11 protein-coding genes and 1 tRNA gene are annotated in these 15846 nt (G+C 40.6%); 8 read left to right on the top strand and 4 right to left on the bottom strand.

Annotation, left to right across the window (positions count from 1 at the left end):
* Positions 1 to 101: 101 nt before the first annotated feature.
* A tRNA-Arg gene (locus IW492_RS10335) sits at positions 102 to 173 on the bottom strand.
* Between the two features lie 59 nt (positions 174 to 232).
* Between IW492_RS10335 and rpoN the strand changes: the two genes are divergently transcribed.
* The 5 genes from rpoN (at position 233) to araA (ending at position 6996) form a co-directional block, all read left to right on the top strand.
* Positions 233 to 1564 carry an RNA polymerase factor sigma-54 gene (gene rpoN, locus IW492_RS10330; RefSeq protein ID WP_202067546.1) on the top strand — a complete coding sequence of 444 codons (1332 nt, stop codon included), beginning with the start codon at positions 233 to 235 and terminating at the stop codon, positions 1562 to 1564.
* A gap of 195 nt (positions 1565 to 1759) precedes the next feature.
* Complete coding sequence (locus IW492_RS10325; RefSeq protein WP_202067582.1) at positions 1760 to 2845, top strand: GntR family transcriptional regulator; 1086 nt, start codon at positions 1760 to 1762, stop codon at positions 2843 to 2845.
* A gap of 232 nt (positions 2846 to 3077) precedes the next feature.
* Entirely contained in the window at positions 3078 to 4679 is a 1602-nt protein-coding gene (locus IW492_RS10320) for a xylulokinase (protein ID WP_202067545.1), read from the top strand.
* Between the two features lie 45 nt (positions 4680 to 4724).
* Entirely contained in the window at positions 4725 to 5420 is a 696-nt protein-coding gene (locus IW492_RS10315) for an L-ribulose-5-phosphate 4-epimerase (protein WP_202067544.1), read from the top strand.
* Between the two features lie 151 nt (positions 5421 to 5571).
* A complete protein-coding gene (araA, locus tag IW492_RS10310; RefSeq protein ID WP_202067543.1) occupies positions 5572 to 6996 on the top strand; it encodes an L-arabinose isomerase in 1425 nt (474 codons plus the stop codon).
* Between the two features lie 503 nt (positions 6997 to 7499).
* Here araA and IW492_RS10305 read toward each other — a convergent pair.
* Genes IW492_RS10305 through IW492_RS10295 form a run of 3 tightly spaced genes read right to left on the bottom strand, consistent with a single transcriptional unit; the run spans position 7500 to position 11474 of the window.
* Positions 7500 to 9056: a helix-turn-helix domain-containing protein gene (locus tag IW492_RS10305; RefSeq protein WP_202067542.1), complete on the bottom strand. Its 1557-nt coding sequence runs from the start codon at positions 9054 to 9056 to the stop codon at positions 7500 to 7502.
* Positions 9049 to 10488, bottom strand: a complete 1440-nt coding sequence (locus IW492_RS10300) for a sensor histidine kinase (protein WP_202067541.1) — start codon at positions 10486 to 10488, stop codon at positions 9049 to 9051. Before IW492_RS10300 ends, IW492_RS10305 begins: the two co-directional genes overlap by 8 nt.
* 11 nt (positions 10489 to 10499) lie before the next feature.
* Entirely contained in the window at positions 10500 to 11474 is a 975-nt protein-coding gene (locus IW492_RS10295; RefSeq protein ID WP_202067540.1) for an ABC transporter substrate-binding protein, read from the bottom strand.
* Positions 11475 to 11755: 281 nt separating this feature from the next.
* Between IW492_RS10295 and chvE the strand changes: the two genes are divergently transcribed.
* The 3 genes from chvE (at position 11756) to mmsB (ending at position 15840) form a co-directional block, all read left to right on the top strand.
* On the top strand, positions 11756 to 12853 hold the full coding sequence (gene chvE / locus IW492_RS10290) for a multiple monosaccharide ABC transporter substrate-binding protein (RefSeq protein ID WP_202067539.1): 1098 nt from the start codon (positions 11756 to 11758) through the stop codon (positions 12851 to 12853).
* Between the two features lie 247 nt (positions 12854 to 13100).
* Positions 13101 to 14633: a multiple monosaccharide ABC transporter ATP-binding protein gene (gene mmsA / locus IW492_RS10285; RefSeq protein ID WP_202067581.1), complete on the top strand. Its 1533-nt coding sequence runs from the start codon at positions 13101 to 13103 to the stop codon at positions 14631 to 14633.
* 1 nt (position 14634) lies between these two features.
* Entirely contained in the window at positions 14635 to 15840 is a 1206-nt protein-coding gene (gene mmsB / locus IW492_RS10280; RefSeq protein WP_202067538.1) for a multiple monosaccharide ABC transporter permease, read from the top strand.
* Positions 15841 to 15846: the final 6 nt, after the last annotated feature.

Below are 15846 nucleotides of genomic sequence, written 5' to 3'. Positions count from 1 at the left end.
CTATGAATTAAAATGTAATTGAAAATATGTTATAATCCTTTATGAAGTCAATATTTAAAGAACGTTGTAAACAAGAGTATAACAAATACTTTTATAAATTACGCGCCCTGAGGGAATCGAACCCCCGTCTCAAGAACCGGAATCTTACGTGATATCCACTACACTAAGGGCGCAGGCACGAATACTAGTTTAGCGGATATTTTCAAAAAAAACAAGTGGGAGATTGAAATTTATGAAATTTGAGCAGCACTTGTCTCAACAGCAAAAACAAGTTCAAAAATTAGCCATGACACAGCAGCTTCAGCAATCTATCCAAGTACTGCAGTACAACACAGAAGAGCTGCAGACATTTATTGAAAATAAAGCGTTGGAAAATCCCCTGATTGAGCTGCAGCCCAATCATAGCGACTATACATACTCAGGCAGTCGAAGTACACAATACAATAATGAAAAAGAGTCCAATCTGATGAATCAGATTCCTGACAGCTCGATTTCCTTATTTGAATATTTAATTGATCAGATTCATCTCAATTATCGTGATACATATTTGCGGACATTAGTGATGTTTTTAACAGAGTTTATTGATTTAAATGGCTACCTGACCATTTCTCTTGAAGAAGCTGCAGAAAATGCAGGTGCTGAGGAAATAGAAATGCTGGATGCATTGACCCTGCTTCAACAGCTGGACCCTGCCGGCATTGGGGCCAGAGATTTGAGGGAATGTCTTATGCTGCAAACTGAGCGGGATGATCAGGCACCTGTTCTTGCTTATATTGTACTGGAAGAAGAGTTTACAGCTCTTGCCAATCGGAAATGGGCAGATATCAGTAAAAAGTTTGAAATCGAACTAACAGAGGTTCAGGAAATTTTTGATTATATACAAACACTGACTCCTTCACCGGGAAGTATTTTTGGTTCGACTTTAGGTATTTATATTCGTCCTGATTTAAAAGTAAAAATTGAAGGAGATCAGTTAATCGTGATCTCAAACAAAGAAGGGGCACCTCAAATTCGTTTTCAGGAAGCTTATTTTAAGAAAATGGAAGAAACAAAAGACAAGGAAGTTCAGGAATATATTTCAGAGAAAAAGAAAGATTTTGAATGGCTGCAGAAAACAGTTGCTCAAAGAGGCGATACCATTCTGCGTGTTGGAAAAGAAATTGTTGCTAGACAGAAGGATTTCTTTTTGAAACCTGGACGACCGATTAAACCAATGACCTTAAAGGAAATTGCACAGGATTTGGATATTCATGAGTCTACTGTCAGTCGAACTGTGAATGGGAAATATCTTGAAACAAACTTCGGCTCATTCGAGCTTCGTTCCTTTTTCTCCCAGGGCTTGTCTCGCGGAGCTGACAGTAAAGAAGAGATGTCAGCAATTGACGTGAAAAAATTTATTCAGCAGCTGATTGATGAGGAAGATAAAGCTAAACCAATTTCTGATCAAAAACTAGTCGAACTGCTGAAGGAGAAGAAGATTGAGATTGCCAGAAGAACGGTGGCCAAATATCGTGAGGCCTTAAACATTCCAGCTTCATCTAAACGCAAGAGGTATGATTATTAAAAAGAGGGGAGTTCCGAAATGCTGAATCCGACTTCAGGTTTTGGGGGCTCTTTCTATATAAGTAACAGCTTAGGTTGGGAAAACGCTGTATTTTTGATTTTCGTTCTACTTCTCAATCATTCCTGACTTGCTATTTTTGCCAAATCATCATATGATAAAATTGTACGTACAAATTTACGTTGGAGGACTATCATGGTGTCTAAGTATAATGTCATTGCGGAGGAGCTCCGCTCGAAAATAGTAAGCGAGGAATATCCTGTCGGTTCAGTGATACCCCCGGAACTTAAGCTGATGGACAGTTATCAAGTAAGTCGTCACACCATCCGGCAGGCGATTGCCGTTTTGGTTAATGAAGGGTTTTTAAGAAAAGAAAAAGGCTCCGGCACTTATGTAGATGACCGTTTTAAAAATCAAAACAGTTCTGAAAAAAGAACAAAAACAATTGGTGTTATTACTACTTATTTATCAGATTATATTTTTCCCTCAATTATTCGGGGGATTGAAGAAGAGCTGCAAAAGAAAGGTTATTCTCTGCTGCTTGCCAGTACAAATAACAATCCGGAGCAGGAGAAGAAATGCCTGGAAAACATGCTCCTACAACAAGTTGACGGGCTAATTGTCGAGCCAACCAAAAGCAATCAGTATAATCCAAATCTTTCTTATTATTTATCATTTAAGGAGGCTGGGATTCCAGTTGTAATGATTAATGCATATTATGAAGCAATTGATCTCCCCTCCATTTGCCTGGATGATGTAAAGGCTGGTTTCCTGGCTACCTCTTACATGCTGGAAAACGGTATAAACGAGCTGGCCTTGATTGTGAAGATGGATGATTTACAGGGGAAACTTCGGATGAGAGGATTCATTGATGCTTTTGAAACATATGGGCTGACATTTGATTCACAAAATATTTTTACGTATGCTACAGAGGAAAAAGCAAGTATTACAGAGACCGTTGCCAGTCGTTTGTTAGAGAAGCAGTCTGCTGTTAAAGGGGTCGTCTGCTATAACGATGAGATTGCTAATCTGCTTGTTCAGCGGTTAATTGCTGCAGGAAAAATGATTCCTCAGGATATTTCCATTATCGGGCAGGATAACTCGACATTAAGTACAGCCGGTGAGGTCGCTTTAACCACCATCAGTCATCCGAAAGAAAAGCTGGGAATAGATGCAGCTAAGTGGATGATTAAAGCGATTGAAACAAAGACGCTCAGTGACAGTATTGTGTATGAGCCGGAAGTGATTGAACGTCAATCAGTACTGAAAAAGCAGTCTTATTGAGAAGATATTTTTTCCGTCAGAACAGCCTCGTCAGAATAACAGATAGCAGAAAAATAATAGTAGGAATGGAAACGAACAGATAAAGTTCGTTTCTTTTTTTTGTGCGTACAAATTCGATTAACTCGTTTACATGTACGTACAAATGTGGTATACTTCCTTTGAAAAAGCAGAAGAAGAATTTTTTATGGAAATTTTTTTTCGAATGAATGAAAACGTATACAGGAGGGCTGGCATGGATAAGCAGGCAGTAAGAGAGTCAATTATTCAGGGAAATACTTCACTGGGGATTGAATTGGGTTCAACAAGAATCAAGGCAGTATTGATTGACAAACAGCAAAAACCCATCGCGTCAGGAAGTCACGAGTGGGAAAATCAATTGATTGATGGTATTTGGACATACAGCTTGGAAGAGATTTGGTCGGGGCTGCAGGAAAGTTATCAGCACTTGAAACATGAGGTATGGACATTGTTTGATGCAGAGCTGACTCAGGTTGGAGCGATTGGATTTAGTGCAATGATGCATGGCTATATGGCTTTTGATAAAGAGGATCAGCTGCTGGTGCCGTTTCGAACCTGGAGAAATTCAATCACAGCAGAGGCAGAAAAAGAGCTGACTGCTTTATTTGACTATAATATTCCTCAGCGATGGAGTATCGCTCATCTTTATCAGGCGATTCTAAATAATGAGACGCATGTAAAAGACACAGTATTTTTTACAACGCTGGCCGGCTATGTACATTGGCAGCTGACAGGTGAAAAGGTTCTGGGAGTAGGAGATGCATCAGGGATGTTCCCGATAGATCCTCAGAAAAAAGAGTATGATTCTGATATGCTTGAAAAATTTGATCAACAGGTGAAGGGAAAGCAATTTTTATGGAAGCTGAAAGATATTCTGCCAACGGTTTTGGTGGCAGGTGAAAGTGCCGGGCAGCTGACTGAAGCAGGAGCGAAGCTGCTTGATCCGACAGGTGATTTAAAAGCAGGGATTCCTCTTTGCCCGCCGGAAGGAGATGCAGGAACTGGTATGACAGCAACAAACAGTGTAGCTCTGCGGACAGGGAATATCTCAGCTGGAACCTCTGTTTTTGCCATGATTGTTTTGGAAAAGGAGTTGAAGAACGTACATCCGGAGCTGGATTTGGTTACAACGCCGGCAGGTGATCTTGCAGCAATGGTGCACGCCAATAATTGTTCCTCTGAGATTAATGCATGGGTGAAGCTGTTCAAAGAATTTGCAGATGTCAGTGGATTTGATATAAGTACAGAACACTTGTATGAAGTATTGTTCAAACAAGCACTGGTAGGTGATAAAGACTGCGGCGGATTACTTTCTTACGGCTACTTCTCCGGAGAAAATATAACGCACATATCGGAAGGAAGACCGTTGTTTGTGCGGACACCGGACAGTCTGTTTAACTTGGCGAATTTTATGCGGGTTCATCTTTATTCAGCATTTGGAGCGTTGCAAATCGGTATGAAGATACTGGTGGAAGAAGAACAGGTCAATATTGACAGGGTCATGGGACATGGCGGCATTTTTAAGACTGAAGGAGTGGCGCAGCGAATATTGGCGGCAGCGATGGATACGCCTGTTTCACTGATGGAAACTGCCGGAGAAGGCGGAGCCTGGGGAATTGCACTTCTTGCAGATTATTTGAAGTATGCAAAGCAGGGACAAAATTTAACCGATTATTTAAATATTCAGGTGTTTGGCAGCAATGAAGGAATTGAAGTTGTGCCTGATCTGGAAGATGTTAAAGGCTTTGAGCAGTTTGCGAAGCGATATGCAACAGGGTTGCCTATTGAAAAAGCGGCTGTTGAATTTTTGAACTAAGCGACATAAATCAATGCATTGGAAACAGAGAAGGGGGAAATATATGTGCTTGAAGTATTAAAAGAAGAAGTCTATTATGCCAATCTGGAGCTTCCGAAACAGGGCTTGATTAAATATACCTGGGGAAATGTCAGTGGGATTGACAAGGACAAGGAGCTGTTTGTGATTAAGCCTTCGGGAGTGGATTATGAAACACTGACACCGGATGATATGATTGTCTGCGATCTGGAAGGAAATGTGATTGAAGGTAAACTGAATCCTTCTTCTGATACACCGACCCATGCAGTGCTGTATCGTCAATATGAAGATATAGGCGGAATAGTTCATACTCATTCAGCATGGGCAACGATCTGGGCTCAGGCAGGACTGGATGTTCCTCCGATGGGAACAACTCATGCAGATACATTTTACGGAACAGTTCCCTGTGCACGCTTTTTGACTCAGGAAGAGATTGACAGAGGCTACGAGGAAGAAACCGGGCACGCTATTGTTCAGACTTTTAAAGAAAGAGGGATTGCCCCGATGGAAGTACCCGGAGTCTTACTTCACGGGCATGGACCGTTCACTTGGGGGAAAAGTGCAGCCGGCGCTGTAATGAATGCTGTGGTTCTGGAAGAAGTATGTAAGATGAATCTTTTTGCCCGCCAGCTGAACAGCTTTGCGGAAGAACTGCCGCAGCGGATTTTAGATAAGCACTATTTAAGAAAGCATGGAAAAGATGCTTATTATGGACAGAAATAACCTGATTTAAAAATAACAGGAATGGGTATGAATGTGTGAAACGAGCAAAGCATCTAAGACTTGGAAGCTTTGTATTGAAAATTGAATGTCAGTAAGACTTGTAGATACACATATGTAACCGCCCAATTAAACTAGTGAAGGAGCGAATAATATGTTAACAGTAGAAAAGAAAGAATTTTGGTTTGTTGTAGGCTCACAGCATTTGTATGGAGAAGAAGCATTGCAGGAGGTACGCAGTCATGCAGAAGAAATGGTAAAAGAATTAAATGACAATGGCAAGCTCTCTTATCCTGTTGTTCTGCAGGAGCTGGCTGTTTCAGCAGATGCAATAACTCGTATTATGAAGGAAGTTAACTATCGGGATGAAGTAGCCGGTGTAATTACCTGGATGCATACCTTCTCACCTGCAAAAATGTGGATTCGTGGAACGAAATTGCTGCAAAAACCGCTGCTTCATTTAGCAACCCAATACAATGAAAGTATTCCATGGCAAACAATTGATATGGACTTTATGAACTTGAATCAGGCTGCTCACGGAGATCGTGAATACGGCTTTATTAATGCTCGTCTGAAAAAACAAAATAAAATTGTCGTTGGCTACTGGAAACGTCAGGAAGTTCAAAAGCAGATTGCTGAATGGATGGACGTGGCTGTTGCCTTTAATGAAAGCTTCAATATCAAGGTTGCCCGCTTCGGAGATAACATGCGGAATGTGGCTGTAACAGAAGGGGATAAAGTAGAGGCGCAAATTCAATTTGGCTGGGTTGTCGATTATTTTGGGATTGGCGATTTGGTTCGATATATTGATGCGGTAAAAGATGAAGAAGTTGATGCGTTGTTTGCAGAATATAAAAACCTTTATGATTTTGACTATGGAGACTATGATCATGAAATATGGGAAGCGCATGTAAAAGTGCAGGCTCGTCAGGAAATCGGCATTCGTCATTTCCTTGAAGCAGGCAATTATAATGCGTTTAGTTCAAACTTTGAAGATCTGTATGGCATGCAGCAGCTGCCAGGGCTGGCCGTTCAGCGCTTGATGGCTGAAGGATATGGATTTGCCGGCGAAGGGGACTGGAAAACTGCAGCAATTGATCGTTTAATGAAAGTAATGGCTCGTAATGAAAATACCGGATTTATGGAAGACTATACTTATGAGCTGGAAGCTGGTCGTGAATTCATTCTGCAGTCTCATATGATGGAAGTTGATCCGACGCTGGCAAATAATAAACCCAAAATTATTGTTTCACCTCTTTCAATGGGTGATCGTGAAGATCCGGCACGTCTGGTATTTGACGGCAAAGCAGGAGCGGGTGTCGTAGTTTCAATGGCAGACTTCGGGACGCATTATAAGCTGCTGATCAATGAAGTAGAGTTGTTCGAACCAACAGAGGAAGCACCTATGCTGCCGGTTGCCCGTGTGCTGTGGGAAGTAAAACCAAACTTCCAGGAAGGGGTTGGAGCATGGATTGAAGCAGGCGGCGGACATCATACTGTAGTTTCACTGAACGTAACCTCAGACCAGATTATTACCTGGGCGAAGCTGGTGGGACTGGACTATATTTTAATTAAATAAAACGAACCGATTGTTGTTTTTAAATAAATCGGAAGGGGTGAGACAACTATCCGGAGGGAAAGAGGTGTCTCACTCCTTTTAAAAGTAGAGAGCAAGCGACTTTTAATTCCTAGGGGTCGATTGCATTCATTTTGAAGGTCCGCTGATCAGCCGAGTGGTATCGACGGCTTGGATTATCCTTCTTACTGATGAAAAGGTTAAAGGGGGAATGCCCACAGCTGATCTGTCTGTCATTATTTTCACAGCAAACCTTGGTTCAGAGGAATTTGTTATGTATGGATGAAAGCTTGTTCATCATGGGGAAATTACACTGGAAATATAAGTGCCGTCCGGTGTAACTGATTATCTGGAGTGGGGAAATGTCGCTCTGTATCTGAGAGAAATGCTTGACAAACAAATGATTTTTAAACAAAAAATAAAGCAGGAGAAGCTCCAGAAGGTCAGCAGCAATGATCGGAGCTTCGCCTGTTTTTAATGTTACAAGGTAATTTTAATGGATAAATTCAATTTTTTTGTCGATACTCTTTAGGAGAAATCCCTTTTTTCTTTTTAAATATAAAGCTGAAATAGTTAGGGTCATTGTAGCCGATTTCAAATGCAATTTCGGACAGCTTTTGGTTCGTTTCTTTTAATAAAGATTTTGCAAGATTAATTCTCTGGTCAGTAAGATATTCTATGAATGTTTTGCCTAGTGATTGTGAAAAAATGGTACTGAAATGAGCGGGACTTAAGGAAAGTTCATCAGCAACCATATTTAAGGAAATATCAGGATCGGTATACTTTTCATTAATGAAGGTTAGAGCATGATTAATGACGCTTTGGTATTTTGACATAGAGGGATGAATCCTAACCTCAATCAGATAGTTAATCATTTCCCGAATCATTTTTTCATAATGCTCGCTGCTTGAAGATATTTCAATCAAATTAGTTAGTGCATCTGCAGATGAAAATTTTTCCGGTGCATTCTGCTGTTTCTTTTTAACCAGACCAGTCAGTTCAGTTAAAATGAAGAATCGAACCATTCGAGTACGTTCAAATGTGTCTTGGTGCTGACAAAGCTTTTGAACAAGTACTTCACTGTTTTCCTGAGTAAGGCCGGAAATTTCATCTGCCAAATCCATTTTAAACGGATGAGTTGGTGAGAGCTCTCCTTCCTTCATGTCATCTTCATAGCTGATAATTTTTTCTGTTCGAAGGTAGCCGTAGGTAGCCAGCATCTCTCTTGCTTTTTGATATGAAGCGGAGATTTCACTGATTCGTTCTACCACCGGACCAATCGCTACGGCAATATCATCCTGAGAATTTTGTTCCAGCTCGTGAATCAGCGTCTGTGCCAGCTGATAACTTTTTTCGAGTACATCTTCCTTCTGTGTATCAAAAATCAGAAATTTAATAAAATGAGAGGAGACACTGGAAAACAAGATACTGTCATCTTCGGAAAAAAGATAATTTAGATATTCGCTGAAATGGGCATAGTCCTCAAAATTACTGTTAAATTGATTGGTTGCAAGTACAACGGTAAGCTTTTTGCCGATAATTGTCCGCTGGAAGTTCTGAGACTCTTTAATGGCTGTTGGTATATCCAAATCGCCTTTGAAAAGTCCATTCAGGAAATGATTTTTCTTTACTTCAGTGATCAGCAGCTCTGAATTTGACTGTGGAGCAGTGGACTGTTTCTGCTGCGACAGACGTTGAACAACCCGTGCGATGGTTGTTTCCAGCTCATCTGTTTTAATTGGTTTTAGTAAGTATTCATCTGCCTGAACCTGTATGGCTCCCTTCATATAATCAAAGTCGTCAAAGCCGCTGATAAAAATGATACGGGTCCAGGGAAGTACTTTTCTCGATTCTCTGGCAAATGTCAGCCCGTCCATGAAAGGCATTTTGATATCCGTTAGAATGATGTCAGGCTGAAAGTCCAGGATTGAGGCTAAAGCCATTTCCCCATCACCGGCTTCTCCAACGTAAGTAATAGGATATGTTTCACTGAGTGTCAGAATCTGTTTTCGTAAACTTTCTCTGATTAAATGCTCATCTTCAACAATAAAAACTTTATACATTGGGCGGGTCCTCCTGTCGCTTAGGGACGGTCACTGTAATGACTGTTCCATGCCGATACTGACTTTCAACTTGGATGCCGGCCTCTCTGCCATAGTAGAGCAGCAGGCGTTTGTTCACATTATACAAACCGTAACCTGTACTGAAATCAGAATCAATCCCTTTTTCAAGTTCTTCCTGAACCTTCTGAAGTCGTTCAGGAAGCATGCCGATACCATTATCTGAAACAGTAAAAATCAGATCGTTTTCTGTTTCTGTGACGTTTACCTGAATGTATCCGGTACGTCGAATAAATTTGGTTCCGTGATAAACAGCATTTTCGATCAGAGGCTGTAAAATCATTTTTAGAATTTCATAATCTTTTAACTGTTCCGGAACATTGATTTCAAAGCTCAGCATTTCTCCATACCGAATTTTTAATATAATCAGGTAATCCTTGATATGTCGGATTTCAGTATCTACAGTAATCCAGTCTTTTCCTTTACTTAGAGAAATTCGGAAGAAATCTGAAAGAGCAAAGGTCATTTCTTTTGCTTCATCATAGTGTTTTTGTTCAATCAGAGAGACAATTGCATCTAAACTGTTGTAAACAAAATGAGGAGTAATTTGCGCCTGCAGCACGCGTACTTCACTTTGCGCCAGATGGTATTGCTTTAACACATTTTCTTCCAGCAGCTGCGTCAGGTCGTCTGCCATTTTATTAAGACTTTCTGTTAAGGAGGAGAGCTCCGGTGTATCCGGGAGCTCCAGCCGATAGCCCAAATGACCTTTTGACAATTCATGAGACATAACAATTACGTTGTCCAGCGGCTGTTGAATTTTTTCATCCAGAAATTTGCGGTTTCTCTGAACAAAATAAAGAATGACTATAACTATCCCCAGCTCTGCGAGAGACAATATAACCAGAGAGTGTGCCAGCTCATTATTTTTCTGACTGGCTAAATTGATTTCAATTCGTACAAATTCCTGCAGAATGTCTGAAAGAAGCTGAGTGACTGATTCGACCTGAATCATTATTTCTTTATTTTTTTCATAGGAGTTTTCCTGAGTTAGATTTTCGAAGATCTTTGTCTGATAATTTTCCAGAGAATCAATAATTCTCAGCGCCACCTCCAATATGCTCCGTTCCCCGTTTGTGCTGGTGTTTTCCTGAATATGATGAATATCCGCCCGCAGTTCATCAACAATGCTGTTGCCAATATAAGAGTTCAATGCAGTCTGCCCGGTCACTACATCCCACATATCCTCCAATACCTCTTCATCTACCTTTGCTGCTATCTCATTGGCTTTCTGAATATTGGTCACAGTGTTTTTATAAAGAAAAATTTGTCTGGAATAAAGTAAAATACTGATAAATAAAGGAACAATCGCCAGAGCAAGCATTAATTTATTTGCATGGGAAAAGATTTGTTTAATGCTGAGTGCCTTTTTCATAAGCGGCTCCTTTAGTAATTTCTGGTAGGGATTTTATCCAGATTGGTTTCGGAAAAGACTGTTTCAAACATATAGATTTCACGTACAAAATCCTCTTTATTGTCACTGGCAAAATAGCGTTCAATGGCATTTGCTACAAACCAGCCTGCGTTGGGATTACATTCCACCACACAGTTTACTTCCCCAGTCCGAAGCTTTTCTATCATGTCCTCCTGGGCATCAATGGTCACGATAACAATGTCTTCTCCGGGAACGATATCTGTCTTTTTCAAGGCTTCTAAAGCTCCGTGTGTCATTTCATCATTATGGCTGTAAAGAACATCAATGGTTGAAATGTCATGAGCCTCAATATATTTTTCCATTTGTTCTTTTCCTTTCATCCGAATATAGTCTCCGTACAGTGTATCGACTACTTCCATACGGTTATCCCGTGAAATGGTTTCCTGAAAGCCGTCTGTCCGAAGTGTGGTAGGAGAGGTATCAGGCAGTCCGGCGAGCTCCAAAATATTTATTTCCGGCTGTTCAACAGTTGAAAAATGGTTGCTGACATAGAGCCCACCTCGATTCCCTTCGGCTTTAAAGCTGGGCCCGATATGTGTAACATAGAGACTTTGATCAGACACATTAATATGCCGATCCACAATGATAACCGGAATTGCTGCCTGCTTGGCTTCTTTCAGAACCGGTTCCCATCCATCCTCCTGCAGAGGAGTAAAGACAATCATGTCCACTTTGTAGGCAATAAAAGTACGGATATCCTGAATCTGGCGTTCCTGATTCATATATCCGTTACGGTAAAGGACCTGATTATTTTTTTCCAGCTCAGTGCGGATAGAGTCTGTATGACGTTTGCGCCATTTGCTCTCAGTTCCTGATTGTGAAAAACCAATGACCAGGCTTTGCTGCTCCTCATCTGAAATAACAGCAGAATTGCAAGCGCTTAAAAAAAATAATAAAAGAAAAATGGCGGGGAAAAATTTTTTCATGATTTATTCACTCTTCCTTGGGATGTGTTTGAAAATTTTGACGTCGAATATTTCTATTCATTGCCTCTTTTCTATATTTTACCAAAAATCAGCTGGATTTAGTTGCTGGAAACAACATACGAAAAAAATCCAAGAAAAACTAAAAAATTCCCAGATGCATTTGTTTGTGCAAAAAAACGCAAAAAGAATTTCCAGAAAACATGAAAGATATTTAATGTAAGCGGTCACTGAAAACGGTATACTTCTGGATGTAAAGCAATTATAAAATTGGAGGGATCAAGATGAAATTTGGTTTTAAGAAAACGGTAACTTTGGCTGCGTTACTGCTGACAGGAGCAACATTACTGTCGGCATGCGGCGGCAGCTCGGCTTCAGATGGCAGCAGCGGCGAGAAAGGATATGTTGGAATTGCCATGCCGACTAAATCAGCAGAACGTTGGATTGCCGATGGAAATAATATGGTGGAAGAGCTTGAAAAACTGGATTACAAAACTGATCTGCAATATGGAGAAGATAAGGTAGAAAACCAGGTGGCACAAATTGAGAACATGATTACAAAAGGCGTGGACACACTGGTCATTGCATCAATTGACGGTTCAGCATTAACGGACGTATTGGAAAAAGCGCATAATGAAGGCATTAAAGTAATTGCTTATGACCGTTTGCTGATGAATTCTGAATATGTCGACTACTATGCAACATTTGACAACTTTGGTGTTGGAGTTTTACAAGCTTCTTATATAGAAGAAAAACTTGGACTGAATGATGGTGAAGGGCCATTTAATATTGAATTGTTCGGCGGGTCCCCAGATGATAATAATGCATTGATTAACTATAATGGTGTAATGTCAATCTTCCAGCCGTATTTTGACAGCGGACAACTAGTTGCACCCTCAAAACAAACAAGCTTCAATCAGATTGCTACACTGCGCTGGGATGGTTCAACGGCTCAGGCCCGTATGGATAACCTGTTAAGTGCAAATTATACAGACAAAACATTGGATGCTGTTCTTTCACCTTATGATCCAATCAGCTTGGGAATTATTTCATCTTTAAAGGGTGTAGGCTATGGGCCTTCGGATAAACCGCTGCCGGTTATTACAGGGCAGGATGCAACAGTTGCCGGTGTGAAATCAATTATTGCCGGTGAACAAACACAGACAATCTTTAAAGATACTCGTATTCTGGCTAAAAATACTATTGAAATGATCGAAGCAATCAACAACGATGAAGAGGTTCCTGTAAACGATACAGAGACTTATGACAACGGTGTGAAAGTTGTTCCAACATATCTGGCTAACCCAATTTCTGTTGATAAAGACAATTACAAGGTGGAATTGATTGATACAGATTATTATACAGAAGCAGATTTGAAATAAAATATGTTCTATTAAGTTTCCAGACTCCACACTGCAAAAATCCAGACTTTCTATAAAAAAGATAAATTTGAGATTATTCAGTATGGTTGAGAGCATACAACAACTGGAAGTACGAAGTATCTGTCTATAAAAAGAGGCGGGGATCGGAATTTATTCGGTCCCTTCTCATTATCCAGAAAGGAATTGGAGTTTATTTTAAATGATCGCTTGTTTTAAGGGAGCTGGAAGCAAAGAAAGGATGGGAAATATGGCGGATTATATTTTGGAAATGAAAGGCATTATTAAAGAATTTTCCAGTGTGCGTGCGTTGAATAATGTTAATCTGCGAATAAAACGGGGAGAAATTCATGCACTTTGTGGTGAAAATGGTGCAGGAAAATCAACGTTGATGAATGTACTCAGCGGTTTATATGCCTACGGAAGCTATGAAGGCGATATTATTTATGACGGAGAAGCCTGTAAATTCAAGGATCTGCGTGACAGTGAGAATAAGGGGATTGTTATTATTCATCAGGAACTGGCATTAAGTCCTTACTTATCCATTAAAGAGAACATATTCTTAGGAAATGAGCAAGCAAAGCATGGCGTTATTGACTGGGACCTTACAGAGAAAAAGACAGATAATTTGTTGAAAACAGTTGGCTTGCGCATTAATCCCAACACTCTGATTTCCCAAATCGGTGTCGGACAGCAGCAGCTGGTTGAAATAGCAAAAGCCTTTTCCAAATCAGTACGACTGTTGATTCTGGATGAGCCGACTGCTGCATTGAATGAAGAAGAAAGTGCTAATCTGCTGGAATTGATTAAGGAATTCAAAGTACAGGGGATTACGTCAATTATCATTTCTCATAAGCTGAATGAGATTGTGGATGTAGCGGATCGTATTACTATTTTACGTGATGGTCAGACAATTGAGACACTGGAAAATGATGACATTAATGAAGAACGAATTATTCGTGGAATGGTTGGTCGTGATCTGACAAACCGTTACCCGGAACGTCATCCGCAGATTGGCGATACATACTTTGAAGTCAAAGACTGGACGGTTCATCATCCGATTGACGGGACTCGAACGATCAATAACCAAGTGAACATTGAAATTCGTAAGGGCGAGATTGTTGGAATTGCCGGTTTGATGGGTGCAGGACGCACAGAATTTGCCATGAGTTTGTTTGGACATTCTTATGGAAGTAATATCAGCGGAAGTGTTTATAAAGACGGCAAAGAGATATCTGTTAAGGACGTACCGGCAGCCATTCAAAATGGACTGGCCTATGTATCGGAGGACAGGAAAGCACTCGGTTTGAATCTGTTGATGGATATCAGAGAAAATACAACAGCAGCCAGTCTTGGGAAAATCAGCCGAAACGGTGTTATTGATAAAGAAAAAGAAGTTGTTGCTGCAGAGAGCTATAGGAAGAAAATGAGGATTAAAACAAATTCTGTTTTCCAAAATGTCGGCAGTTTGAGTGGTGGAAATCAGCAGAAAGTCGTTTTATCGAAATGGCTGATGACAGAGCCGGATATTCTCTTTTTAGATGAACCAACTCGCGGAATTGATGTGGGAGCCAAATACGAAATTTATACAATTATTGAGGAGATGGCTGCGACCGGAAAAAGTATTTGTATTATATCTTCTGAACTCCCTGAGATTCTTGGAATGTGTGATCGCATTTATACGATGAATGAAGGTCGAATTACAGGTGAAGTACTGAAGAAAGAGGCAAATCAGGAAGTCCTGATGAATCTGATGACGATGGAAGAAAAGGGTGTGAGTTAGCATGGAAAATACGACAAATAAAGTAGATAAAGAGAAAAACAGTTTAAATATTAAAGATAGAGCAATGGATATTTTCAGCCGCTACAGTATGGTGATTATACTTGCAGCTTTGCTGATTGCTTTTCAGATTATGACAGACGGCATTTTCTGGCGTCCGCTGAATATCACGAATCTGGTTTTGCAAAACAGTCATATTTTAGTACTTGCCGCAGGCATGCTGCTGGTTGTTCTATTAGGGCATGTTGATCTGTCTGTTGGCTCTGTGATGGCGTTTGTCGGTGCAATTGCAGGAATGCTGATGGTGAACAATGGAATGAGTCCAGTACTCGCTGTCCCTATTTGTATAGTGATTGGTGCAATGATTGGTGCCTGGCAGGGCTTCTGGGTTGCTTATGTGGGCATACCTGCTTTTATTGTCACGCTTGCCGGCTTACTGATGTTCCGTGGACTGACACAGGTCGTTCTGGGGGGGCAATCTTTGGCACCATTTCCAGTTGCATTCCAGAAAATTTCAACAGGCTATCTGCCGGATATTGCAGGAGGAGAACATATCCATTTCCTTTCAATGCTTCTTGGAATTATTATTGCAGCTGCTTTAATTTTGGGACAATGGCGTTCACGTGAACGACGCAAGAAAAATCTGTTTGAAGTGGATTCGATGAATGCTTTTCTTGTAAAAGCTGTTTTCACAGGGCTGATTGTTGTGGGTATAACCTATATCTTTGCTGCCTATCAAGGATATCCCATCATTTTGATTATCCTTGGTGTGATTGTAGCGGTATATGGATTTTTGACAAATAAAACTGTGGCCGGTCGTCAGATTTATGCAACAGGCGGAAATAAAAAAGCTGCTGAGCTATCAGGGATTAAAACGAAAAAAATTACGTTTTTGGTTTTTGTTAATATGGGTGTTATGGCTGCTTTAGCCGGATTAATCTTGGCTGCTCGCTTGAATGCAGCGACACCTCAGGCAGGAACTTCTATGGAATTGGATGCGATGGCTGCTGTTTACTTTGGAGGTGCATCTACTTCGGGCGGTATTGGTACGATTATGGGTGCCATTGTCGGTGGTCTTGTAATGGGGGTTCTGAACAACGGGATGTCCATTCTGGGAATTGGTGTTGACTGGCAGCAGGCAATTAAGGGCTTGATTCTTCTGTTGGCAGTTGTTTTGGATATCTACAATAAGAAAAAAAAGATTTCTTAAGAGGAG

It is taken from the genome of Enterococcus sp. BWB1-3 (assembly GCF_016745275.1).
Taxonomy (GTDB): Bacteria; Bacillota; Bacilli; order Lactobacillales; family Enterococcaceae; genus Enterococcus_L.
The sequence above is the reverse complement of the archived record's forward strand: the minus strand, read 5'-3'. Positions and strand labels throughout refer to the sequence as shown.

What these genes read in the sequence shown, in the direction of transcription:
- IW492_RS10300 (WP_202067541.1), bottom strand. Translation starts at nt 10,488, where the DNA reads ATGAAAAAGGCACTCAGCATTAAACAAATCTTTTCCCATGCAAATAAA.
- chvE (WP_202067539.1), top strand. Translation starts at nt 11,756, where the DNA reads ATGAAATTTGGTTTTAAGAAAACGGTAACTTTGGCTGCGTTACTGCTG.
- IW492_RS10295 (WP_202067540.1), bottom strand. Translation starts at nt 11,474, where the DNA reads ATGAAAAAATTTTTCCCCGCCATTTTTCTTTTATTATTTTTTTTAAGC.
- mmsB (WP_202067538.1), top strand. Translation starts at nt 14,635, where the DNA reads ATGGAAAATACGACAAATAAAGTAGATAAAGAGAAAAACAGTTTAAAT.
- mmsA (WP_202067581.1), top strand. Translation starts at nt 13,101, where the DNA reads ATGGCGGATTATATTTTGGAAATGAAAGGCATTATTAAAGAATTTTCC.
- rpoN (WP_202067546.1), top strand. Translation starts at nt 233, where the DNA reads ATGAAATTTGAGCAGCACTTGTCTCAACAGCAAAAACAAGTTCAAAAA.
- IW492_RS10320 (WP_202067545.1), top strand. Translation starts at nt 3,078, where the DNA reads ATGGATAAGCAGGCAGTAAGAGAGTCAATTATTCAGGGAAATACTTCA.
- IW492_RS10305 (WP_202067542.1), bottom strand. Translation starts at nt 9,056, where the DNA reads ATGTATAAAGTTTTTATTGTTGAAGATGAGCATTTAATCAGAGAAAGT.
- araA (WP_202067543.1), top strand. Translation starts at nt 5,572, where the DNA reads ATGTTAACAGTAGAAAAGAAAGAATTTTGGTTTGTTGTAGGCTCACAG.